The sequence below is a fragment of the Serratia sp. CC22-02 genome, from assembly GCF_900182895.1.
Lineage (GTDB): Bacteria > Pseudomonadota > Gammaproteobacteria > Enterobacterales > Enterobacteriaceae > Serratia > Serratia nevei.
Genome location: NZ_FXUD01000008.1, coordinates 221,806 through 243,438, shown reverse-complemented (window position 1 = coordinate 243,438; position 21,633 = coordinate 221,806). Strand labels below are relative to the sequence as shown.

Below are 21,633 nucleotides of genomic sequence, written 5' to 3'. Positions count from 1 at the left end.
TTTTTTGCATCCGAAGATGCTGGATATCGTCTTGTGGAGTGCCCACACAGATTGTCTGATAAATTGTTAAAGAGCAGTGAGTTAGGCGCTTTCGCTTGCTAACTCGAGGTGGCGTATATTACGCTTTCCTCTTTCAGAGTCAACCCTAATTTTCAGGATTTTTTCTCTGCGACCCCCCGGATACTCTGTGAAGTTGTTCACATGTTCCGTGTCGATGGAGGCGCATTATAGGGAGCCGGTTCAGAATGACAAGCGATAATATGCATTTTTTATCTGACCGCTCACTATTCATTCGTAACGCCTATTAAACCCGCTTTTTGATGGCTGCCGGCAGGTCCGCCAGGCTATTTAGCACCCAATCGGCCAGCTGCTCGCCCTGCTCCGTCACCGGCTTACCGGTACGCACCAGCACTTTGGTGCCGACGCCGGCTGCGATCGCCGCCTGCATATCTTCCGGTTTATCACCCACCATATAAGAAGCGGCCATATCGATGTTCAATTCCTGCTGCGCTTGTAGCAGCATGCCCGGCTGCGGTTTACGGCAGTCACACACCTGACGATACTCTTCTATTACTGCCTCCGGATGGTGCGGGCAGAAATAGATGCCGTCGAAGTCGACGTCGCGATCGGCCAGCGACCAGTCCATCCACTCGGTCAGGTACATAAATTGGTCTTCGCTGAACTTGCCGCGCGCAATACCGGACTGGTTGGTCACCATCACCAACGCGAAGCCCATCTTTTTGAGTTCGCGACAGGCGTCAATCACGCCGTCAATAAAGTGGAAGTTGTCGATTTCATGGACATAGCCATGGTCAACGTTAATCGTACCGTCACGATCGAGAAAAATTGCTGGAACGCTTTGTGTCACCGCTTTGCTCCTGAGGGCCTGTATACGCTGACAGTATCGCATGTTTTGCCCCGCACTGAGAACGCCGGAGAACGTCGTTGGCCGTTGACTTAGACGTCTAGACGCCTTAACATCTGATCCATACCTTGGTTCCACGCCGAGGTTTACTTTTATCTAGCCACGGGCAACCACGCTAAAATAAGAAGAATATGATTAAACTTTCTAACATCACTAAAGTGTTCCAGCAGGGTTCGCGCACTATTACCGCGCTCTCTGACGTGACCCTTCACGTCCCTGCCGGGCAAATCTATGGCGTTATCGGGTCTTCCGGTGCCGGCAAAAGCACGCTGATCCGCTGCGCCAACATGCTGGAGCGCCCAACGTCCGGCCAGGTCCTGGTCGATGGTCAGGATCTGACTTCGCTGTCGGAAAGCGAACTGACGCGCGCCCGTCGCCAAATCGGCATGATCTTCCAGCACTTCAACCTGCTCTCTTCCCGCACGGTGTTCGGCAACGTGGCGCTGCCGCTGGAGCTGGACAATACGCCGCGCGCCGAGATCAAAAAGCGCGTGACCGAACTGCTGGAGCTGGTCGGCCTGGCGGACAAGCACGACGCCTACCCGGCCAACCTGTCCGGCGGCCAGAAACAGCGCGTGGCGATCGCCCGTGCGCTGGCCAGCAATCCCAAAGTGCTGCTGTGCGACGAAGCCACCAGCGCGTTGGATCCGGCCACCACCCGTTCCATCCTGGAACTGCTGAAAGACATCAACCGCCGTCTGGGCCTGACCATTCTGCTCATCACCCACGAAATGGACGTGGTGAAACGCATCTGCGACCAGGTCGCGGTCATCAGCCAGGGGCAACTGATCGAAAAAGACAGCGTCAGCGAAGTGTTCTCACACCCGAAAACCCCGCTGGCCCAGCAGTTCATTCAGTCCACGCTGCATCTGGATATCCCGGACGACTACGCCGTGCGCCTGTCGCCGGAACGTCAGGGCGACCGCCAGCCGCTGCTGCGCCTGGAATTCACCGGCCAGTCGGTCGATGCGCCGCTGCTGTCTGAAGCCGCTCGCCGCTTCAACGTGAACAACAACATTATCAGCGCCCAGATGGATTATGCCGGCGGCGTGAAATTCGGCGTGATGCTGGCGGAGCTGCACGGCAGCGACGAAGACGCGCTGGCGACGATTAAGTTCCTGCAAGAAAATCAGGTAAAAGTAGAGGTTCTGGGTTATGTCTGAGGCAATGATGTGGTTGATGGCGCGTGGCGTGTGGGAAACCGTCATGATGACCTTTGTCTCCGGCTTCTTCGGTTTCGTGCTCGGCCTGCCGGTCGGCGTGCTGCTGTATGTCACCCGCCCGGGGCAAATCATCGCCAACAACTCGCTGTATAAAATCCTGTCCGGGCTGGTGAACATCTTCCGTTCCATCCCGTTCATTATCCTGCTGGTTTGGATGATTCCGTTTACCCGCATGATCGTCGGCACCTCTATCGGTCTGCAGGCGGCCATCGTGCCGTTGACCGTGGGTGCCGCACCGTTCATCGCGCGCATGGTGGAAAATGCCCTGCTGGAGATCCCGTCCGGTCTGGTGGAAGCGGCGCGCGCCATGGGTGCCACGCCGATGCAGATCATCAAGAAAGTGTTGCTGCCGGAAGCCCTGCCGGGCCTGGTCAACGCCGCAACCATCACGCTGATCACCCTGGTGGGCTACTCCGCCATGGGCGGCGCGGTCGGCGCCGGTGGTCTGGGCCAAATCGGTTACCAATACGGTTATATCGGTTATAACGCCACAGTGATGAATACCGTATTAGTATTACTGGTAGTTTTGGTTTATCTGATCCAGTTCTGCGGCGATCGCATCGTCAAAGCCGTTACCCATAAATAGTTTCACAGCATGTTAATGCGAGTCTAATGAGGAAGGGATATGTCGTTAAAATTTAAATCCATCGCGGCAATTGGCGCACTGATCGGTACTCTGGCTCTGGCGGGCTGTGGCCAGGATGAAAAGAATCCAAACCACATCAAGGTCGGTGTGATCGTCGGCGCTGAGCAGCAAGTAGCTGAAGTCGCTCAGAAAGTGGCGAAAGAGAAATACGGTCTGGACGTTGAGCTGGTGACCTTCAACGACTACGTGTTGCCTAACGAAGCGCTGAGCAAAGGCGATATCGATCTGAACGCCTTCCAGCACAAGCCATACCTGGATCAGCAAATCAAAGATCGCGGTTACAAGCTGGTGCCGGTCGGCAGCACCTTTGTTTACCCGATTGCCGGTTACTCCAAGAAAATCAAATCGCTGGACGAACTGAAAGACGGCTCTCAGATCGCACTGCCTAACGATCCGACCAACCTGGGCCGTTCGCTGCTGCTGCTGCAGAAAGTCGGCCTGATCAAACTGAAAGACGGCGTTGGCCTGCTGCCGACCGTGCTGGACGTGACCGAGAACCCGAAAAACCTGAAGCTGGTTGAGCTGGAAGCGCCTCAGCTGCCACGTTCCCTGGATGATCAGCAGATCGCGCTGGCGGTAATCAACACCACTTACGCCAGCCAGATCGGCCTGACGCCGGCGAAAGACGGTCTGTTCGTGGAAGACAAAGACTCGCCTTACGTCAACCTGCTGGTTGCGCGCGAAGATAACAAAGATGCGGAAAACGTGAAGAAATTCGTGCAGGCCTATCAGTCTGACGAAGTCGACGCCGCCGCCAACAAAATCTTCAACGGTGGTGCGGTGAAAGGCTGGTAAGCGCTTATTCGCCAATTTTATTCCTATAATTGCAAGACGGGCCAAGGCCCGTCTTGTTATTTCCGCCATAGATTGCTTCAATAGCGCCACTTTCATTAAGGCAGAGGAATCTCAATGCGTGTTTTACCTCTCTGTTTGTTAGCGCTCGCGCTGGCCGGATGTTCATCGCAACGTATCGCGCCGTCCTCAACAAACAGCACCAGCAAGCCGACCACCACCAGCCCGGCCAAGACCACGCCGGCCGCCCGCCCTGCTCCGGTAAAACTGTACAAAAGTGCAGAAGAGCTCGTGGGCAAACCGTTCCGCGATCTGGGTGAAGTGTCCGGCGAATCGTGCCAAACCACCGTACAAGACTCCCCACCGAATCTGGCCACCGCCCGTAAGCGCATGCAAATCCGCGCGTCTTACATGAAGGCCAACGCCGTGCTACTGCACGACTGCCAGATTGTCAGCGGCGTCGCCGGTTGTTACCAGCAGGCCGTCTGCCAGGGCTCGGCGCTTAACGTCTCGTCCAAATGACCGAATTCGTTTTCGAGCAGATCGGCGTGATCCGCTCGCCGTATAAAGAAAAATTCGCCGTTCCCCGCCAGCCGGGGCTGGTCGAAGACGGTGGTGGCGAACTGCTGCTGCTGCCGCCCTACAACCAGGCGGAGGCGGTACGCGGCCTCAGCGATTTCAGCCATCTGTGGGTGATGTTCATTTTCCATCAAACCCTGGAAGGCGGCTGGCGGCCGACGGTGCGACCGCCGCGTTTAGGCGGCAATGCCCGCATGGGCGTGTTCGCCACCCGCTCCACCTTCCGCCCCAACCCGCTCGGCATGTCCCTGATCGAACTGAAAGGCGTGCGGGTAAAAAACGGCGAAGTGGTGCTGGAGCTGGGCAGCCTCGATCTGGTCGACGGCACCCCGGTGGTGGACATCAAGCCTTATCTGCCGTTCGCCGAGAGCCAGCCGCAGGCCCGCGCCGGTTTTGCCCAGGCCGCGCCCACCGGCGACATGCCGGTGCGCTTCGCGCCACAGGCCGAACAGCAGCTGCAGCAACATCAGGCGCGTTACCCGCAATTAAGGCGTTTTATCAGCCAGGTGCTGGCGCAAGACCCCCGTCCCGCCTATCGTAAAGGAGAGGACGTCGAACGGGATTACGCCGTCTGGCTGCTGGATTTCAACGTGCGCTGGCGCGTCGTGGACGGCCATACCGAAGTGTTGGCGCTCGACCCGCGTTAAAATTCCGCCGCCTCTCTTTTGGCGACCCGCTCGCGCTGGTAAACTAAACCACTTTTGTCACTTTTGGCCGCCACTCTGGCAGCCCGATGCAATTTGCAGTTCTAACGGAACCAAAACACCATGCGTACTAGCCAATATCTGCTCTCCACTCTGAAGGAGACACCTGCCGACGCCGAAGTGATCAGCCACCAGCTGATGCTGCGCGCCGGGATGATCCGCAAGCTGGCCTCCGGTCTTTACACCTGGCTGCCGACCGGCCTGCGCGTTCTGAAAAAGGTTGAAAACATCGTTCGCGAAGAAATGAACAATGCTAATGCGATCGAAGTGTCTATGCCGGTGGTTCAGCCTGCCGACCTGTGGCAGGAAAGCGGCCGTTGGGAGCAATACGGCCCCGAGCTGCTGCGCTTTGTCGACCGCGGCGACCGCCCGTTCGTGCTGGGCCCGACGCATGAAGAAGTGATCACCGATCTGATCCGCAACGAGATCAGCTCGTACAAACAGCTGCCGCTGAACTTCTTCCAGATCCAGACCAAGTTCCGCGATGAAGTGCGCCCGCGTTTCGGCGTGATGCGTTCCCGTGAGTTCCTGATGAAGGATGCCTACTCCTTCCATACCTCACAGGAGTCTCTGCAGGAGACTTACGACGCGATGTACGAAGCGTACAGCAAAATCTTTAGCCGCATGGGCCTGGATTTCCGCCCGGTGCAGGCCGATACCGGCTCGATCGGCGGCAGCGCCTCGCACGAATTCCAGGTGCTGGCAGACAGCGGTGAAGACGATATCGTGTTCTCCACCGGTTCCGACTTCGCCGCCAACATCGAGCTGGCGGAAGCGGTCGCACCGGCGGCTCCACGCGCGGCGGCCGGCGAAGAATTGCGCCTGGTGGATACGCCAAACGCCAAAACCATCGTTGAGCTGGTCGAGCAGTTCCAGTTACCGGTGGAAAAAACCGTGAAGACGCTGATGGTGCGCGCCACCGAAGAGAGCGGCCACAAGCTGGTTGCCCTGCTGGTGCGCGGCGATCACGAGCTGAACGAAATCAAGGCCGAGAAGCTGGCGCAGGTTGCCGCGCCGCTGACCTTCGCCACCGAAGAAGAAATTCGCGCCATCGTCGGCGCCGGCCCGGGTTCACTCGGCCCGGTCAACCTGCCGATGCCGGTGGTTGCTGACCGCAGCGTAGCGGCGATGAGCGACTTTGGCGCCGGTGCCAACGTTGACGGCAAACACTACTTCGGCATCAACTGGGAGCGCGACTTGCCGCTGCCACAGGTGGCCGATATCCGTAACGTGGTGGAAGGCGACGCCAGCCCGGACGGTCAGGGCACGCTGCTGATCAAACGCGGCATCGAAGTGGGCCATATCTTCCAGCTCGGCACCAAGTACTCGGAAGCGATGAAAGCGACCGTGCAGGGCGAAGACGGCCGCAACCAGGTGCTGACCATGGGTTGCTACGGCATCGGGGTCACGCGCGTCGTGGCCGCCGCCATCGAGCAGAACCATGACGAACGCGGCATCATCTGGCCGGACGCCATCGCGCCGTTCCAGGTAGCGATCCTGCCGATGAACATGCACAAGTCGTTCCGCGTGCAGGCGTTGGCCGAAGAGCTGTACAACACCCTGCGCTCCCACGGCATCGACGTGATCCTCGATGACCGCAAAGAGCGTCCGGGCGTGATGTTCGCGGACATGGAGCTGATCGGCGTGCCGCACTCTATCGTTATCGGTGACCGCAACCTCGACAACGAAGAGATCGAGTACAAGAACCGCCGCGTCGGCGAGAAGCAAATGATCAAAACCGGCGAAATCGTTGATTTCCTGCTGGGCCAGATCAAACGCTAAGCGACGAACGTCAGAAAATAAAAAAACCCGCTCAGGCGGGTTTTTTTATATCCGAAATCGCTTATTTGCTGCTGCAGTTCTTGCTGCGGTCGAACGCGATTTTACCGTCCGGCACCAGCGCCTTTTCGGTCAGACCTTCCTCCATCGACGGCTGCACGCTGAAGTGCGCATTGAACGTCAGGAATACCGGCTCACCGGCGGTCTTATATGCTTTGGCGTAACCTTGCTCCAGCGCGATGTTGTTGTCTACCGGGAAGGTTTTGCCGGTCGCGCAGTCCTTGAAGACGGCCGCGTCCGCCATATAGGTGTAGCTGCCTTTCAACGTCATCGGCGTTTTAGGCAACGGCTTCTCAACCGGATCCAGGCGGTAATTCAGTTTGGACTCGATCGGCACGCCGCTGCGATCCAGCATTTCCAGGCTCTTGCCCACCGGGCGGAAGTAGCGTTTTTCGCCGTTGCTGTCGGTCAGCACCAGTTTATCCGCCGTGCGCGCCCATTTACCGTAATCGGCAAAGGTCTGATCGCCGTCTTTGGTGCCGCGATAGGTTTCCTGCAGCACGAAGGTGCCGTCCTCATCCAGGAACAGCGCCGTATCCAGACCGCCGCAATCGGCGCAAGGCAACACCCCTTGATAGCTCTGCGGCATCGGCTGCAGCGGTTGTTCCTTCGGTTGATAATGATTGTTGCATCCCAACAACGAGAGTGCGCCTGCCGCGAGGAACAGGGCTACCGTAATTTTTTTCACAGTTATTCTCCTACTGTGTTCATGTATTCCTAAGTGCGAACCTTGCCACGCAGCGCCTTGGTGGCGCCTTTACGCGCCTTGCCTTCCAGGCGACGCAGTTTGGCCCCTTTCGTGGGCTTGGTCGCCTTGCGCGTTTTTTCCACCACCATCGCCTGCCGAATCAGCGCGGCCAGCCTGGCCAACGCCGCTTCGCGATTCAATTCCTGGCTGCGATACTCTTGCGCCTTGATAATCACCACGCCATCAGCGGTAATAAGATGATGATTCAGCGCCAGCAGCCGTTCCTTATAATACTCTGGCAGGCTGGATGCCCGGATGTCAAAGCGCAAATGGATCGCCGTTGAGGTTTTGTTCACGTGCTGGCCGCCCGCGCCCTGCGCGCGGATCGCCGTCAATTCCAGCTCATTATCCGGTATGGCTACGTTTCTTGACAGTTCAAGCACCGGTCACACCTGTGCCTGCTGCCACTCGGCAAACTGGATTTCCAGACTATTCTGAGCATCGGACAGCCAAATAGTTCCCTCTTGCAACGTCGCCTGCAGCGTCATGGTGCGACTGGCCAATGCCGTCAGGCGCGCCAGCTGTTCGTCGTCGAGGAAACGCACGCTCAGGTTCTTGTGGCCGGCCACCTTGCCCTGCATTCCCTGCCACCATACGTGCGCGGCGCGCTCGCCGTAAGCGTACAGCACCACGCGCGGTGACTGGTTGCAGGCCTTGCGAATACGCTTCTCGTCGGGCAATCCCATCTCGATCCACATTTCCAGGCCGTTGTGGTCGTTGCGCTGCCAGATCTCCGGCTCATCGTCGGCGCTCAGCCCTTTGGTGAACACCAACCGCTCGTTGGCATGGCAGATCCAGGCCAACAAACGCAGCATCATACGCTGCTCGTTTTCGGACGGGTGTTGCGCCAGCGTCAGCGTGGCGTCGTGGTAGAAGTGACGATCCATATCAGCGATATTGACCGCGGCTTTATAAATGGTTGCTTTCAGCGCCATGGGTGACCTCGTTATTATCCGGCGACAGTGTACTTGATCAGTGCCGAACGCCGCCAGCGCAGCCCGGCCCGGCGCAGAACGAAAGGCGTGCCAGGGTGCTGATAACTCCATAACAGCTGTGCTATAGTCGTCTAGGATAGGATAAAACTCCGAGAGCCTGCGCCTCATCGCGAGAGCGGTCTTGATGATGCAGAGGTTCTTAAGGGAGGAAACTGTGCAACAATACTGTGAGTTAGTACGCCGTACTTACGCCGAGATTGGCAGTGGAGATCTTGGCTACGTGCCTGATGCGCTGGCTTGTGCGTTAAAGGCATTGGACGATGTCGCAGCGAACGACGCGCTACCGTCCTCCGTTAGGGAACAGGCGGCCTTTGCCGCCGCTAACTTATTGGTGAGCGACTATGTTGATGAATGATGAGTACCAACCCATCAATTGCGATGACTACGACAACCTGGAACTCGCCTGTCAGCATAAACTTATTCTGAAGCTGGAGTTACGCGACGGAGAAGTGATCGAGGCCAAGGCGATCGACCTGCTGCAAAAGAAACGCGTTGAGTATCTGACCATCGAACAGAACGGCCAACAGCGCGACCTGCGCCTTGACCATATCAGCAGTTTCAGTCATCCGGAAATCGGTACCGTGGTCGTCAGTCTGTCGGACTGAGCAGCGGTAACCCCATCCCAACAGGGCAGCCCAACGGCTGCCCTCGTCATTTAAGGCTTCAGGCTGGCGTAAAAGGCCGCCAGATCGGCGATATCGTCATCCGACAGCCCCGACACATAGGCCTTCATCACCTCAGCCTGGCCGCCGTTGCGCTCCCCTTTCTTATACGCCTGCAGCGCGTGCTGCAGGTACATGGCGTTCTGCCCGGCCAGATTCGGGTACATCGGCACCGTCACCTTGCCCTGCGCGCCGTGGCACGCCGCGCAGGCGGCGGCTTTCGCCTGGCCGGCGGCCGCATCCCCCGCCGCCAACGCCGGCAGGCTGAACAGGCCGGTGGCCAACAGCGTGATCCCCACAAACTTCATCATTGCTCCTCGCTATTATGATTTTTTTCCCAGCGCAGCCGCCACGGGCGTTCGCCTTCCGGCACCTGCCCCGCTTCACAGACGAATACGCCCAGCGCGGCGATCAGCTGCTCATCATAATAAATCAACGGGATGCGTTCACGCTGCCAGGGCGGAATACCCAGCTCCTGCCACAGTTTTTTTATCGGCCGCGAATGGGCGCGCCCCACGATGCGCACCGCACCCTGCACGCCGCCGAACCGAACGCTGACCTGTTGCGATGGCTGCGGTGCGCGCAGCACCAGCTCGCCCTCACCGGGAATCAACTGCCCCAGCCCGTCCGGCAACGTCAGCGGCTGGTCAGGCTGCCAGGGCAGATGCACATCGCGCAGCGCCGCCAGCGGCGGCAACAGGTGCAACCGGCCGCGGAAACGGCGAATCTGATAGGCGCCGAGCTGCAGCTGCGGTTCGGCATCCTCCCGGCTGAGCGCCACCTCTTCCCACAGGCGTTGCAGCTGCTCACGCGCCGGCATGGTGACGTTAAACAATGCGATCCAGCGCCGCAGCAAGGCGAAGCGCCGCACCGGCGAACAGTCCGTCAGGCCGTCAATCGCCAATGAGCGATCCGCCGCCAACAGGTTTTGCAGCGGTTCCGCAAGCAGTTCGTCCAGCAGTTGCTCCTGCTCGGCGCACAGGCCGGCGCTGCGCGCCACCGCCGAGGCGAAGTGCGGCCAGCGTTGATTGAGCTGCGGCAGCACCTGCAGCCGCAGGAAATTGCGATCGAAGCGCGTGTCCTGATTGCTGTCGTCATCTATCCAGGTTAAGGCGTGGCGTTGCGCGTAGCTTTCCAGCGTCTGACGCGAACAACCCAACAGCGGCCGCAACAGCAGGTGCTCGCCCAACGCCGCGCGTGCCGCCATCGCCGACAGCCCCGCCGGCCCGCTGCCGCGCTTGAGCGCCAACAGGAAGGTTTCGCTTTGATCGTCGAGGTGTTGAGCGGTGAGCAGCGCTTCGCCCTCCGTCAGCGCGGCGCTGAAGACGGTATAGCGCGCCGCACGCGCCGCCGCTTCGATACCGCCCTGGCGGGCGTCCACCTGCACGTGCGTCACCGTCAGCGGGATCTGCCAGTCGGCACAGCGGCTGCGGCAATGCTCAACCCAGCGGTCGGCAAAGGCGCTCAGGCCGTGATGCACGTGCAGCGCACGCAGCTGCAGCGCCGGACGCTGGCGGCGCAAGGCCGCCAGCACATGCAGCAGTACGCTGGAATCCAGGCCGCCGCTGAACGCCACCAGCAGCCGCTGCTGCGCGCCCAACTGGTCTGCCACCCGCGTCGTTAATTGATCAGTATTCATCGGTAGGCTTTGTCACTTCTACATAGCTGCACGTTAACCCCGCCTACCGTCATCAATCAAGCATTAACCGTCCGGGCCTGGCGCCGCGTCAGCAACCACCAGCCGCCCAGCACCGCGATCACCGCCAGCGCGCATCCGGCCGCTCCCCAGCCGATCTGAGCGAAAATGCGGCCATACGCCTGCATCGCAGCTCCCTCGATATGATCCTCGGCGGTCTGATTGGCGATAATGCCCGCCAGGTAGTTGGCGATCGAGCCGGTCGCCAGCATATAGATACCGGTCAGTACGCCGGTGGCGCCGGGGATATTCAGCCGGGTGATCTGCGCCATCGCCACCGGATCGATAAACAGTTCGGCGAAGCCCATCACCGCCAGGCCGGCGATCATCAGCCCCATCGATCCCGGCCCATGCAACCGCGTATTGAGCGCCATCAGCGTAAAGCCGACGCCGATCAACAGCAGACCGAAGGCGAACTTGCACCAGATGCGCAGCGTGCGATCGCCCGTACCGTCGCCGCTCGCCAGCCATGCCAGCGCCACGCCGCCCAGCATCACCGCGCAGGCGTTAACCGATTGGAACAGCGCGGTCGGCACCGTCCAGCCGAACCAGCGCCGATCGACGAAGTGATCGATAAACAGGCTGATGGAGCTGCCGCCCTGCTGGGCGAAAGCCCAGAACAGCGTGCCCAGCAGCATCAGCACAACGATCTGCCACAGCCCCCGGCGCTGGCCGGCGTCCGCACGCAGCATAATGCGCGCCACCAGCACCACCGCCGCCACGCATACCAGCCCGAGCAAATAGCCGGCCCAGTCGTGCACAAACAGCAGCGTGAAGAACAGCGGCGATGCCAGCAGCGCCGCCAACAGCCAACCCCAGTGCGGCAAACCCAGGCTTTTGGCGCGCATCAGCGGTGCATTCACGCCGCGGGTATGGCGGAAGTGGCGCCCGCCGAGCAGGAAGATCGCCAGGCCGGCGAACATGCCGATCCCGGCCAACGCAAAGCCGACGTGCCAGCCATAGCGCTCGGCCGCCAACCCGCAGGCGATCGGCGCCAAAATGGAACCGACGTTGCCGGCGGCGTACAGCAGCGAGAAGCCCCCTTCGCGGCGCGAGTCCTGCGCCGGATACAGCTCGCCCAGCAGGCAGCTGATATTGGATTTGAACAGGCCGTAGCCGCAGATGATGATGGCCAGAGCCAGATAGAGCGACTGGGCGGAGACCGCACTCAGGCCGAGCACGATATGCCCCAGCGTCATCAGCGCCGCGCCGGCAATCACCGCGACGCGATTGCCCAGCAGGCGGTCGGCGAGCCAGCCGCCCAAAATAGGAGTGACATAAACTAACGAAGCGTAAGCGCTGTAGAGATCGATGGCGTGGCTGTCGGTATAGCCGAGTTGGTGGGTCAGATAGAGAATCAGTAACGCACGCATGCCGTAAAAGCTGAAATATTCCCAAATTTGTATGGCTACGACATAGTAGATTGCGCGCGGCTGTGAGGGTGTTTTCATGGAGGTCTCCCATCAGTCGGTGAACGACAAAGGGGAAGCGCGAGCGCCTCCCCTGTTATTGGCTGCGGTTATTTCGCCTTCAGCACTTTCACCCGATAACGTCCGTCGGCCTGACGATAGGCGCCGTGAATGTCGGTTTCAAAGCCCGGATAATGCGCGCCGATTTCGCACAGCATCTGCAGGAACTCCAGCACCGGCCGGCTCTCCTCGGTCAGCATTTCGCCCGGCATCACCAGCGGCACGCCCGGTGGGTATGGGAGGATCATATTGGCGTTGACCTTGCCGACCATCTCTTCCAGATAGACTTCTTCCACTTCGCCGTGCAGCTCTTTCTGGAACGCCTGGTACGGGTTCATCACCATGGTTGGCAGCACTTCGAACGCGCGATACATCAGGTCCGGCAGGTTGTGTTGCTCCACCAGGCGGTGAATGTTCTGCGCCAGATCCTGAATGCGCATGTTTTCATAGAAATCAGGCGCTTCCTGATACAGCGAAGGCAGCATGTTTTTCACCCGCAGGTTCAGATCGAACGAGCGTTTGAAGTCGGTCATCGCGCGCAGCAGGCTGAGCGCCTTGGTTTTGTCGATGCCGATGCTGAACAGGAACAGCAGGTTGTACGGCCCGGTTTTCTCGACGATGATGCCGCGTTCGTCGAGGTATTTCGCCACGATGCTGGCCGGGATCCCGAACGGCTGCATCTCGCCTTCCTTGCTCATCCCCGGCGTCAGAATGGTGACCTTGATCGGGTCGAGATACATGTGTTCGTTATCGATGTTCTTGAAGCCGTGCCAGGCGCTGTCGGAGCGCAGCGGCCAGCATTCCGGCTCATCGATATGCTCCGGCTGCCAGACGTCGAAGAACCAGCCGTCGGATTCGACTTTCAGGCGTTTGATCTCTTTGCGGAACTTGATCGCGCGTTCGATAGAGCCGTTGATCAGGCGCTTGCCGGCGTTGCCTTTCATCATCGCCGCGGCGGTTTCGGTCGACGCCACGATGCCATAGTGCGGCGAAGTGGTGGTGTGCATCATGTAGGCTTCGTTGAAGGTCTCTTCGTTGATGTCGCCCTTCACGTGAATCATCGAAGCCTGCGAGAAGGCCGCCAGCAGCTTGTGGGTAGACTGGGTTTCATAGATCACCTTGCCCTCCACACGGCCGCCGCTCATGCCGCACTTGCCTTTATAGATCGGGTGGAAGTTGGTGTAAGGCACCCAGGCGGAATCGAAGTGGATAGACTTCACGTCCAGGGTGTTCTTGATAAAGTCGGTGTTGTACAGCAAGCCGTCATAGGTGGAGTTGGTGATCACCGCGTGCACCGGCCAGGTGGCGTTCGGGGTCTCCTTCACGCGTTTGGCGATGGTGGCGCGCTGGAACTCGCTCTGCGGAATACCGCCGAGGATGCCATAGGCGTTGCGGGTCGGACGGAAGTAGATCGGCGTGATGTCGCTCATCATCATCAGGTGAGTCAGCGACTTGTGGCAGTTACGGTCAATCAGCACCGTGCTGCCCGCCGGCGCCGAGTACATGCCGACGATCTTATTGGCGGTGGAGGTGCCGTTGGTCACCATATAGCTGCGTTCGGCGTTGAACACGCGGGAAATGTACTCTTCCGCTTCTTTGTGCGGGCCGGAGTGATCCAGCAACGATCCCAGTTCGGACACCGAAATCGAGATATCCGACTTCATGGTGTTCGGGCCAAAGAAATCGTAGAAGATACTGCCCACCGGACTTTTCTGGAACGCGGTACCGCCCATGTGGCCCGGCGTACAGAAGGTGTATTTGCCTTCGCGCACGTATTTGAACAGCGCCTTGGTCAACGGCGGCAGGATGGTGTCGATATACTCGTCGGTATTCTGTTTGATCTTGGCGGCGATGTCGGTTGCCGCGCCGAGCGCATATTCGAAGAAGCGCACCTGCATGCGCAGATCGTTCAGGCTGACGTCCAGCGTCGAATAGGTGTTGGCGAACGCGTACAGCGGCATGTACTCGTTCAGCTGGCTGATCTCTTCGCACAGCTCCAGGTTGTATTTGTCCCAGTCGAAGATCACCCCGCACAGACGGGCGTTGTTCTCGATCAGTTTCAGCAGGTCTTCGCGATCGTTAGGGTAAACGATGCGGAAATCCAGACTTTCCAGCGCCTGATGCAGTTCACGGATAGGCTCTTCTTTGAAGTAGACACCCATGTGATTCATGATGGCGATAACGTTCATATGCATTTCTCCTGGCAAAGCAAGCCCCTTCCCGTCGCGGCTGACAGGTCGGAAAGAAAGGGGCTGGGTAAATTCAGTCGGTCAGCGGACGCGAATCAGTGCGCTTTGGCCGTGGTGTTTTCATCGACCGCCGCTGCGTTGGCAGCCTGGCGGGTATTCATTTTCCGGGCGTAGAACATCAGGATAATCAGGCTGATGATAAAGGTGCCGGACAGTTCGAATGAGTTGGCGCCCATCAGCGCGATGAAGCAGAAGCCGCAGCCGCACACCGAAGCGATCAGGCTCAGCAGGTTGCGCACGTTGACCCCTTCGAAGCGGATCAGGTCTACGCAGGAGTAGAAGTAAGGCAGCATGGTCAGCAGCACCGCGATGCCGGTCAGCTCGCCGAACAGGTCGGACGCTTTACCGCCGGCGGAGCTCATCAGGGTGATCAGCACCATCAGCGCGGTCATTTTGCAACCGGCCAGCAGCAGGCCTTTCTTCGGAATGCCGTTTTTATCCAGCTCGCCGTACACTTTCGGGAAGTTGCCGTCGTTGGCGGCACGGACCCCGGCCTGGCCAACCAGCATCATCCACGAACCCAGTGACGTCAGGCAGGCGAAGGCGGTGAAGGCGGAAACCATCGGTGCGGCCCAGTTGCCCATAATCGCCGAGGCGCTGATGGCGAACGGCGCGCCGCTGGCGGCCATTTCAGACGCCGGGAACATACCGCTGATCACCTGGGTGGCAGCGATGTAGATAATGCCCGCCAGGCCGGTGCCGAGCATGGTTGCCAGCGGCACGGTGCGTTTCGGGTTTTTCACCATGCCGGTGCTGACCGCTGCGGATTCCACGCCGATAAACGCCCACAGGCACAGCAGGATACTTTTGATGACCGCATGGCTGTCGGTGGTGCCGGAGGTATTCCAGTTAGCCTGATAGGTGGCGGCGTCAAACCAGTGCCAGCCGACGGTGGCAGTCACGATCACCGGGATCAGCACCAGCACCAGGCCCAGGGTGGTCAAACGGCTGACCCAGGTTCCGCCCAGCATGTTGACGAAGGTGAAGATCCACACGATAGCGATACAGGCGATGCCGGCAGGTACCGGGTTGTTCAGCGCCGGGAAGAAGGTGGAGAGATAAGAAACGGCGGTAATGCCGATGGCCAGGTTACCGATCCAGTTGGCATGGTAATAAAGCACGCCGGTCTGGAAACCGAAGGCCGGGGAAATTTCACCCGCGTAGGCGATAGGGCCGCCCTGCTGCGGGTTTTTGGTGGCGAGGCGGGCATACACATAGGCCAGCGACATCGCCCCGATAATCGAGATCACCCATCCCCAGATGGCGATAGATCCGAGACTCGCCAGGTTGGCGGGCAATAAGGCAATCCCGCTCCCCATCATATTACCGGCGACGACGCCGGTGCAGGCAATAAGCCCTATTTTCTTGGGTGAAGCCATGGTCAGTTTCTCCTGATTTACGTTTCTTATAAGCCACACCCATAAATAAAAGATTTTAATGAGCCGGCTTGATAGTCAGGATGCTAACCATCGGGGGGAATAAAGTCCTAAAGATAAAGTGAGATTACGCTCATGATCATACAAATGATAACCTGAGGTTTTTCATTAACACATCAAGATAAAAAGATAAGCTAAAGAAAAGATAAACATCATTTAAAAACAACAATATGACAAGGTTAATGACGCATAACAAACGGCAAAAAAGAAATAATATCGCGCAGCAAAATAATACATTCACGCAACATGCCTTCACCAATAAATAACGCCGCCATGATTCCCGGAGAATAATGGCGGCGTGATATCGGTTAATTATTGGCGCTGATAGTTATTTAAATAAGGCACCACGTTGGTCAATGACGTCTGGAATACGCCATTGGTGATCCAATGCAATGTGTCTTCGCCGGGGCGAAGATTGAATGCGGTAATATAAGAATCCGCCGCCAAATGGTTCTGCCCCTGCATTTCATACACCTTGCCCAGCAGCACATAATTCAGCCACGACATTTGCAATTCAATCCCCAGATCGATCGCCCGGTGCGCCTCGTCAATGCGCCCCTGTGTCAATGCATCTACCGCCAGAACTTGCTGCATGATTGGCGTGTTTTTCAATTCGGGGATCGTCGCCAGATGGCTGATATCGGCGCGCAATTGCGCCAGGGCCTGGCTGTCGAACGGTTGATAAGAATTACGCAGCAGATCCACCAGCGCCTTTTCGGCCAGCAGGTAATGGAAGTTCGGCGCGCTTTTAATCAGCTCGCTCAGCTGGGCGCTGGCGCGGGTCAACGAATCGGCGTCGCCGTGGATCAGCAACTGGTGCGCCTGGTAGAAACGCTGCAGCAACGGCCCGTTGTCGGGCAGCAGCTGCGCCAGGCGCTGCTCCAGCTGTGGCGGCCAAGGCTGCTTCAGCGCAGCGGACAGGCTGGAGAGGAAGTCGGTCTGGATCTTCAGCTGGTTATCGGCGGTAATAAAGTAACGCTTGTCCAGCATGACTGAGCTGTCGGCGTTATCCACCAGCCGCACGGACAGGAAACACTGCTGGGCGCGGTAGTGGCGCTGATTGACGAACTCGATATACAGCGACTTGCCCGAGTTGCTGGGGCCGGAATAGTTGTAGTTGGTCTGGTCGTGTACCAGGAAGGTCGAGTAGGTGTTCAGCGAATCGGTGATCAGCTCGCTGACGCCCACCACATAAGAGAGCTGCGGCATCCAGTTACTGCAGCTCTCGCCGCCCTGGATGCGAATATCGATATCGCGCGGGTTGAGCAGCACCGGCATGGTGGATACCGGCACGCGCTGCGACAGCGTGGCGATGCCGACAAACGCCACGCAGACGCTGAGCGCCGCCAGAAACGCCAGCCACACCCAGAAGGTCGAGCGACGATAAAAACGCGGCTTCTTTTCGCCGGGCGCGGCAGGCGGTGCGCTTGTCCGGCGCGGCGGCACATACGGCGTCTCGTCTTCCTCGCTGCCGTCTTCCGGCTCATGCATGATCACCGCGATCTGCGGCGCCTGTGCGGGAGCGGGTTGCGTCTCCCCTTCTTCACACCAGATCACCGACGTCGCCAGCTTATACCCGCGCTTGGGCACGGTGATAATGTATTCCGGGCTGTCGCTGTCGCCGTCTTTCAGGTATTTGCGCAGCTCTGAAATACATTGGGTCACCACATGGTTGGTGACGATATTGCGCTTCCAGACGTTGTCGATCAGCTCGTCGCGGCTCAGCACCACGTCGGGATGCCGGGCGAAATAGCACAGCATATCGATCAGGCGCGGTTCCAGCGTTTTTTGGCGTCCGTCGCGGCTGATGGTGTTGTCGGCAGGGGTAACCAGCCACTCCCCGACGCGAAAAGCAGGCTCTTGCATGGCGGAAATAACTCTGTAGGCATGTAGGGCAAGGGCGCGATCATAGCATAACCGTCCCCGGCTGTGGCCGCCGGGAGGCGATTAAGCCGTTAACTCTCGTATAATTCTAACGGTAAACCATCGGGATCGCTGAAAAAGGTAAAACGGGATTGGGTATAAGGATCGACGCGTACCGGTTCGCAGGCGACGCCGGCCGCCTGCAGATGGGCGATGGCCTGGCCAATGTCGTCAACGCTGAACGCCAGATGGCGCAGGCCGCAGGCCTCCGGGCGGCTGACGCGGGCCGGCGGCGAAGGGAAAGAAAACAGCTCGATAGTGTACTGCCCGTTGAGCGCCAGATCGGCTTTCCAGGAGCCGCGCTCCTCGCGGTAGACTTCGCTCAGCAAGGTAAATCCGAGAATGTCGCAGTAAAAATGCTTACTGGCGGCGTAGTCCGCGCCAATGATCGCGATATGGTGTACCTGACGTAACGCCAGCATGGCAGCCTCTCCTGTTCGGTCTGATGAGGCAAGGTATCCGGCGGCGGTGATGACGTCAATGAGAACGCCCGGCATATCTTCCAAACCGCCGGGCGTGTTATGCATTACGGCTGCGGGGCCTTCAACACCTTCACCAAATAGCGCCCGTCCTCCGTCAGTTTGGCGCCGTGGATGTCGGTTTCAAAACCGGGATAGCGTTCGCCGATCGAGCACAGCATCAGCAGAAAGTCGAGCACTGCCCGGCTCTCTTCGGTGATCATTTCCCCCGGCATCACCAGCGGCACGCCCGGCGGATACGGCAGGATCATATTGGCCGCCACCTTGCCCACCAGCTGATCCAACTCACAGGTTTCCACGTTGCCGCGCACCTGCTCCTGGAACATCTGGTGCGGCGTCAGCTTCATTTCCGGCAGCACGTCGAACGCCCGCTGCATCAGGCGCGGCAGATCGTGTTGGCAAATCAGGCGGTGAATGCCGGCGGCCAGATCCTGAATGCGCATGTTGCGGTAGAAATCCGGATCCTCGGCGTACAGATCCGGCAGCATGTTCTTCACCCGCAGGTTGAGATCGTAGGCGCGCTTGAAATCGGTCAGGCCGCGCAGCAGGCTCATCGCCTTGGTTTTGTCGATGCCGATGCTAAACAGGAACAGCAGATTGTACGGCCCGGTCTTCTCCACCACAATGCCGCGCTCGTCGAGGTACTTCGCCACCAGCGCCGCCGGGATCCCCTCCTCCTCCAGCGTACCCAGCTCGTTCATGCCCGGCGTCAGGATCGTCACCTTGATCGGATCGAGGTACATGTGATCGCGATCGGTCTGGCCAAAACCGTGCCAGTTGTCGTCCGGATCCAATGGCCAGCATTGCGCCTCATCGATCTCTTCCGGCTGCCAAATGTCGAAGAACCAACTGTCGCTCTCCTCGCGCAGCCGCTGCACTTCACGGCGAAAATGCAGCGCACGCTCCACCGAGCGGTTGATCAAGCGGCGCCCCGGATTGCCGCGCAGCATGGCGGCGGCGGTTTCCATCGACGCCACGATGCCGTAGTGCGGCGAAGTGGTGGTGTGCATCATGTAGGCTTCGTTGAAGGTGCTCTCGTCGTAATCGCCCTTGATATGAATCATCGAAGCCTGCGAGAAGGCCGCCAGCAGCTTGTGCGTCGATTGGGTTTCGTAAATCACCTTACCGGGCACCCGCTCGCCGCTCATGCCGCTTTTGCCGTCGTAAATCGGATGGAAGTTGGTGTAAGGCACCCAGGCGGAGTCGAAGTGGATCGACGGCACCTCCAGCGTCTGCTTGATGTAGTCGGTGTTGTACAGCAGGCCGTCATAGGTGGAATTGGTGATCACCGCATGCACCGGCCAGGTGGCGTTCGGGGTCTCCTGCACCCGCGCGGCGATGCTTTCGCGGGTAAACTCGCGCTGCGGAATGCCGCCGAGGATGCCGTAGGCGTTGCGCAGCGGGCGCAGATAGATCGGCACGATATCGCTCATCATCAGCAGGTGACACAGCGATTTGTGGCAGTTGCGGTCGATCAGCACCGTGCTGCCGGCCGGCGCCGAATACATGCCGACGATCTTGTTGGCGGTGGAGGTGCCGTTGGTGACCAGATAGCTCTGCTCGGCGTTGAAGGTGCGCGCGATATACTCTTCGGCCTCCAGGTGCGGCCCGGTGTGATCCAGCAGCGAACCAAGCTCGGTAACCGAAATCGAGATGTCGGCCTTCAGGGTATTGGCGCCGAAGAAATCGTAGAACAGGCAGCCCACCGGGCTTTTTTGAAACGCGGTGCCGGCCATGTGGCCCGGCGTGCAGAAGGTGTACTTCCCTTCGCGCACATAGTTGAATAACGCCTTGGTCAGCGGCGGCGTAATGGTGTCGATGTATTCCGCGGTGTACTGCTGGATGCGCTGCGCGATATCATCCGCCGCATTCAGGCCATACTCGAAGAAATAGAGCACCATGCGCATTTCATGCAGGCTGACGTCGAAGGTAGAGTGGGTATTGATAAAGGCATACAGCGGCAGGTATTCGTTCAGCTCGTTGATCTCGCTGCACAGCTCCAGGCTGTAGTCGTCCCAGTCGAAGATCACCCCGCAGATGCGGGCGTTGGCTTCAATCAGCTTCAGCAGGTCGCCGCTGTTTTTGGGGTACACCAGCTGGAATCCCATGGCGGCCAGCGCCGCGTGGAGCTCGCGGATCGGCTCATCTTTGTAGTAGACGCCCGTCGGGCCCATGATGGCGATGATATTCATCGGCAGCTCCTGTCAGTTAACGGCCAAGTCTCTATAACACCACGAAAATCCGGCGGTGTGTAGCCAAAAAAAAACCGCCCGAAGGCGGTTTCTTGCAGCTAAGAACAGAACTCAGCAGTAGCCGTAGTTCATCAGACGCTGGTAGCGGCGGTTGAGCAACTCTTCGTCGTTCAGACCGTCCAGATCTTTCAGATCGGCCAGCAGCTGCGCTTTCAGCGCGGCCGCCATCGCCGGCACGTCACGGTGCGCGGAACCCAGCGGCTCCGGGATCACCGAGTCGATCAGCTTCAGCTCTTTCAGGCGCGGCGCGGTGATGCCCATCGCTTCTGCGGCCAGCGGCGCCTTGTCGGCGCTCTTCCACAGGATGGAAGCACAGCCTTCCGGCGAAATCACCGAGTAGGTGCTGTACTGCAGCATGTTCACCTTATCGCCCACGCCGATCGCCAGCGCGCCGCCGGAGCCGCCTTCGCCGATGACGGTGCAGATGACCGGGATATTCAGACGCGACATCTCACGCAGGTTGCGCGCGATGGCTTCGGACTGGCCGCGCTCTTCCGCTCCCACGCCCGGATAAGCGCCTGGGGTGTCGATAAAGGTGATGAGCGGCATCTTGAAGCGGGCGGCCATTTCCATCAGGCGCAGCGCTTTACGGTAGCCTTCCGGCGCCGGCATGCCGAAGTTGCGGCGGATCTTCTCTTTGGTTTCACGGCCTTTCTGGTGCCCGATGATCATCACCGGGCGGCCATCCAGGCGAGCAATACCGCCGACGATCGCTTTGTCGTCGGCGTAAGCGCGATCGCCCGCCAACTCTTCGAAGTCGGTAAAGATGTGTTTGATATAATCCAGGGTATAAGGACGGCGCGGGTGGCGTGCCAATTGGGCAATCTGCCAAGCCCCAAGATCGGCAAAAATCTTGCGCGTCAGCTCAACGCTCTTTTCACGCAGGCGCTGAACCTCTTCGTCCAGATTAATATCTAATTTTTCGTCTTGACGGCTGACTGCAGTCAGCGAGTCAATTTTCGCTTCCAGCTCTGCAATCGGCTGTTCAAAATCAAGAAAATTCAGACTCATAGCAT

At 58.9% G+C, this 21,633-nt stretch carries 21 protein-coding genes; 8 read left to right on the top strand and 13 right to left on the bottom strand.

Features of this window, described 5'->3' with window-relative positions:
• Positions 1 to 304 precede the first annotated feature (304 nt).
• Positions 305 to 868 (bottom strand): D-glycero-beta-D-manno-heptose 1,7-bisphosphate 7-phosphatase, encoded by a 564-nt coding sequence (gene gmhB, locus QOL81_RS22355; RefSeq protein ID WP_038874480.1) that lies wholly within the window; start codon positions 866 to 868, stop codon positions 305 to 307.
• A 188-nt stretch (positions 869 to 1,056) separates the two neighbouring features.
• On the opposite strand from gmhB, the gene metN reads away from it, so the two are divergent.
• The 6 genes from metN (at position 1,057) to proS (ending at position 6,651) form a co-directional block, all read left to right on the top strand.
• Complete coding sequence (gene metN / locus QOL81_RS22350; protein ID WP_043139948.1) at positions 1,057 to 2,088, top strand: methionine ABC transporter ATP-binding protein MetN; 1,032 nt, start codon at positions 1,057 to 1,059, stop codon at positions 2,086 to 2,088.
• Positions 2,081 to 2,734 (top strand): methionine ABC transporter permease MetI, encoded by a 654-nt coding sequence (locus QOL81_RS22345; protein WP_004932010.1) that lies wholly within the window; start codon positions 2,081 to 2,083, stop codon positions 2,732 to 2,734. The genes metN and QOL81_RS22345 overlap by 8 nt, the downstream gene beginning before the upstream one ends.
• A 39-nt stretch (positions 2,735 to 2,773) precedes the next feature.
• Positions 2,774 to 3,589 carry a MetQ/NlpA family lipoprotein gene (locus tag QOL81_RS22340; RefSeq protein WP_041036453.1) on the top strand — a complete coding sequence of 272 codons (816 nt, stop codon included), beginning with the start codon at positions 2,774 to 2,776 and terminating at the stop codon, positions 3,587 to 3,589.
• Between the two features lie 114 nt (positions 3,590 to 3,703).
• Positions 3,704 to 4,108, top strand: coding sequence for an envelope stress sensor lipoprotein RcsF (gene rcsF / locus QOL81_RS22335; protein ID WP_033649823.1), 405 nt, complete (start codon positions 3,704 to 3,706; stop codon positions 4,106 to 4,108).
• Entirely contained in the window at positions 4,105 to 4,812 is a 708-nt protein-coding gene (tsaA, locus tag QOL81_RS22330) for a tRNA (N6-threonylcarbamoyladenosine(37)-N6)-methyltransferase TrmO (RefSeq protein ID WP_041036456.1), read from the top strand. The genes rcsF and tsaA overlap by 4 nt, the downstream gene beginning before the upstream one ends.
• 120 nt (positions 4,813 to 4,932) lie before the next feature.
• Entirely contained in the window at positions 4,933 to 6,651 is a 1,719-nt protein-coding gene (gene proS, locus QOL81_RS22325) for a proline--tRNA ligase (RefSeq protein WP_041036458.1), read from the top strand.
• A gap of 61 nt (positions 6,652 to 6,712) precedes the next feature.
• On the opposite strand, the gene nlpE is transcribed toward proS, so the two are convergent.
• From nlpE to QOL81_RS22310, 3 genes are read right to left on the bottom strand one after another with little or no spacing between them, the layout of a single operon-like run.
• Positions 6,713 to 7,396, bottom strand: coding sequence for an envelope stress response activation lipoprotein NlpE (gene nlpE / locus QOL81_RS22320; RefSeq protein ID WP_169318710.1), 684 nt, complete (start codon positions 7,394 to 7,396; stop codon positions 6,713 to 6,715).
• A 29-nt stretch (positions 7,397 to 7,425) separates the two neighbouring features.
• Complete coding sequence (arfB, locus tag QOL81_RS22315; protein ID WP_028127523.1) at positions 7,426 to 7,839, bottom strand: alternative ribosome rescue aminoacyl-tRNA hydrolase ArfB; 414 nt, start codon at positions 7,837 to 7,839, stop codon at positions 7,426 to 7,428.
• A 3-nt stretch (positions 7,840 to 7,842) separates the two neighbouring features.
• A complete protein-coding gene (locus QOL81_RS22310; RefSeq protein WP_060423089.1) occupies positions 7,843 to 8,391 on the bottom strand; it encodes a YaeQ family protein in 549 nt (182 codons plus the stop codon).
• Positions 8,392 to 8,605: 214 nt separating this feature from the next.
• Between QOL81_RS22310 and QOL81_RS22305 the strand changes: the two genes are divergently transcribed.
• Together QOL81_RS22305 and rof are read left to right on the top strand one after the other, a co-directional pair.
• Positions 8,606 to 8,806: a YaeP family protein gene (locus QOL81_RS22305; protein WP_004931993.1), complete on the top strand. Its 201-nt coding sequence runs from the start codon at positions 8,606 to 8,608 to the stop codon at positions 8,804 to 8,806.
• Complete coding sequence (gene rof / locus QOL81_RS22300) at positions 8,793 to 9,056, top strand: Rho-binding antiterminator (RefSeq protein WP_004931991.1); 264 nt, start codon at positions 8,793 to 8,795, stop codon at positions 9,054 to 9,056. Before QOL81_RS22305 ends, rof begins: the two co-directional genes overlap by 14 nt.
• 50 nt (positions 9,057 to 9,106) lie before the next feature.
• Here rof and QOL81_RS22295 read toward each other — a convergent pair whose 3' ends face one another.
• The 9 genes from QOL81_RS22295 to accA all read right to left on the bottom strand — a co-directional run bounded on the left by QOL81_RS22295 (position 9,107) and on the right by accA (position 21,628).
• Entirely contained in the window at positions 9,107 to 9,421 is a 315-nt protein-coding gene (locus tag QOL81_RS22295) for a c-type cytochrome (protein ID WP_033649818.1), read from the bottom strand.
• Positions 9,421 to 10,752: a tRNA lysidine(34) synthetase TilS gene (gene tilS / locus QOL81_RS22290; protein WP_197757705.1), complete on the bottom strand. Its 1,332-nt coding sequence runs from the start codon at positions 10,750 to 10,752 to the stop codon at positions 9,421 to 9,423. The genes QOL81_RS22295 and tilS overlap by 1 nt, the downstream gene beginning before the upstream one ends.
• Positions 10,753 to 10,808: 56 nt before the next feature.
• On the bottom strand, positions 10,809 to 12,260 hold the full coding sequence (gene dtpD, locus QOL81_RS22285) for a dipeptide permease DtpD (protein WP_033635723.1): 1,452 nt from the start codon (positions 12,258 to 12,260) through the stop codon (positions 10,809 to 10,811).
• A gap of 68 nt (positions 12,261 to 12,328) precedes the next feature.
• Positions 12,329 to 14,467, bottom strand: coding sequence for a lysine decarboxylase CadA (gene cadA / locus QOL81_RS22280; protein ID WP_033649815.1), 2,139 nt, complete (start codon positions 14,465 to 14,467; stop codon positions 12,329 to 12,331).
• 95 nt (positions 14,468 to 14,562) lie between these two features.
• A complete protein-coding gene (gene cadB, locus QOL81_RS22275; RefSeq protein ID WP_033649814.1) occupies positions 14,563 to 15,906 on the bottom strand; it encodes a cadaverine/lysine antiporter in 1,344 nt (447 codons plus the stop codon).
• Positions 15,907 to 16,275: 369 nt separating this feature from the next.
• Complete coding sequence (gene cadC, locus QOL81_RS22270; RefSeq protein ID WP_060429307.1) at positions 16,276 to 17,829, bottom strand: lysine decarboxylation/transport transcriptional activator CadC; 1,554 nt, start codon at positions 17,827 to 17,829, stop codon at positions 16,276 to 16,278.
• 89 nt (positions 17,830 to 17,918) lie between these two features.
• Positions 17,919 to 18,308 (bottom strand): VOC family protein, encoded by a 390-nt coding sequence (locus tag QOL81_RS22265; protein WP_060388405.1) that lies wholly within the window; start codon positions 18,306 to 18,308, stop codon positions 17,919 to 17,921.
• 104 nt (positions 18,309 to 18,412) lie between these two features.
• Complete coding sequence (locus QOL81_RS22260) at positions 18,413 to 20,557, bottom strand: lysine decarboxylase LdcC (RefSeq protein ID WP_060441361.1); 2,145 nt, start codon at positions 20,555 to 20,557, stop codon at positions 18,413 to 18,415.
• A 111-nt stretch (positions 20,558 to 20,668) separates the two neighbouring features.
• The gene (gene accA, locus QOL81_RS22255; RefSeq protein WP_019455765.1) at positions 20,669 to 21,628 is read right to left on the bottom strand and encodes an acetyl-CoA carboxylase carboxyl transferase subunit alpha; all 960 of its coding nucleotides are present in this window, start codon (positions 21,626 to 21,628) and stop codon (positions 20,669 to 20,671) included.
• Positions 21,629 to 21,633 lie beyond the last annotated feature (5 nt).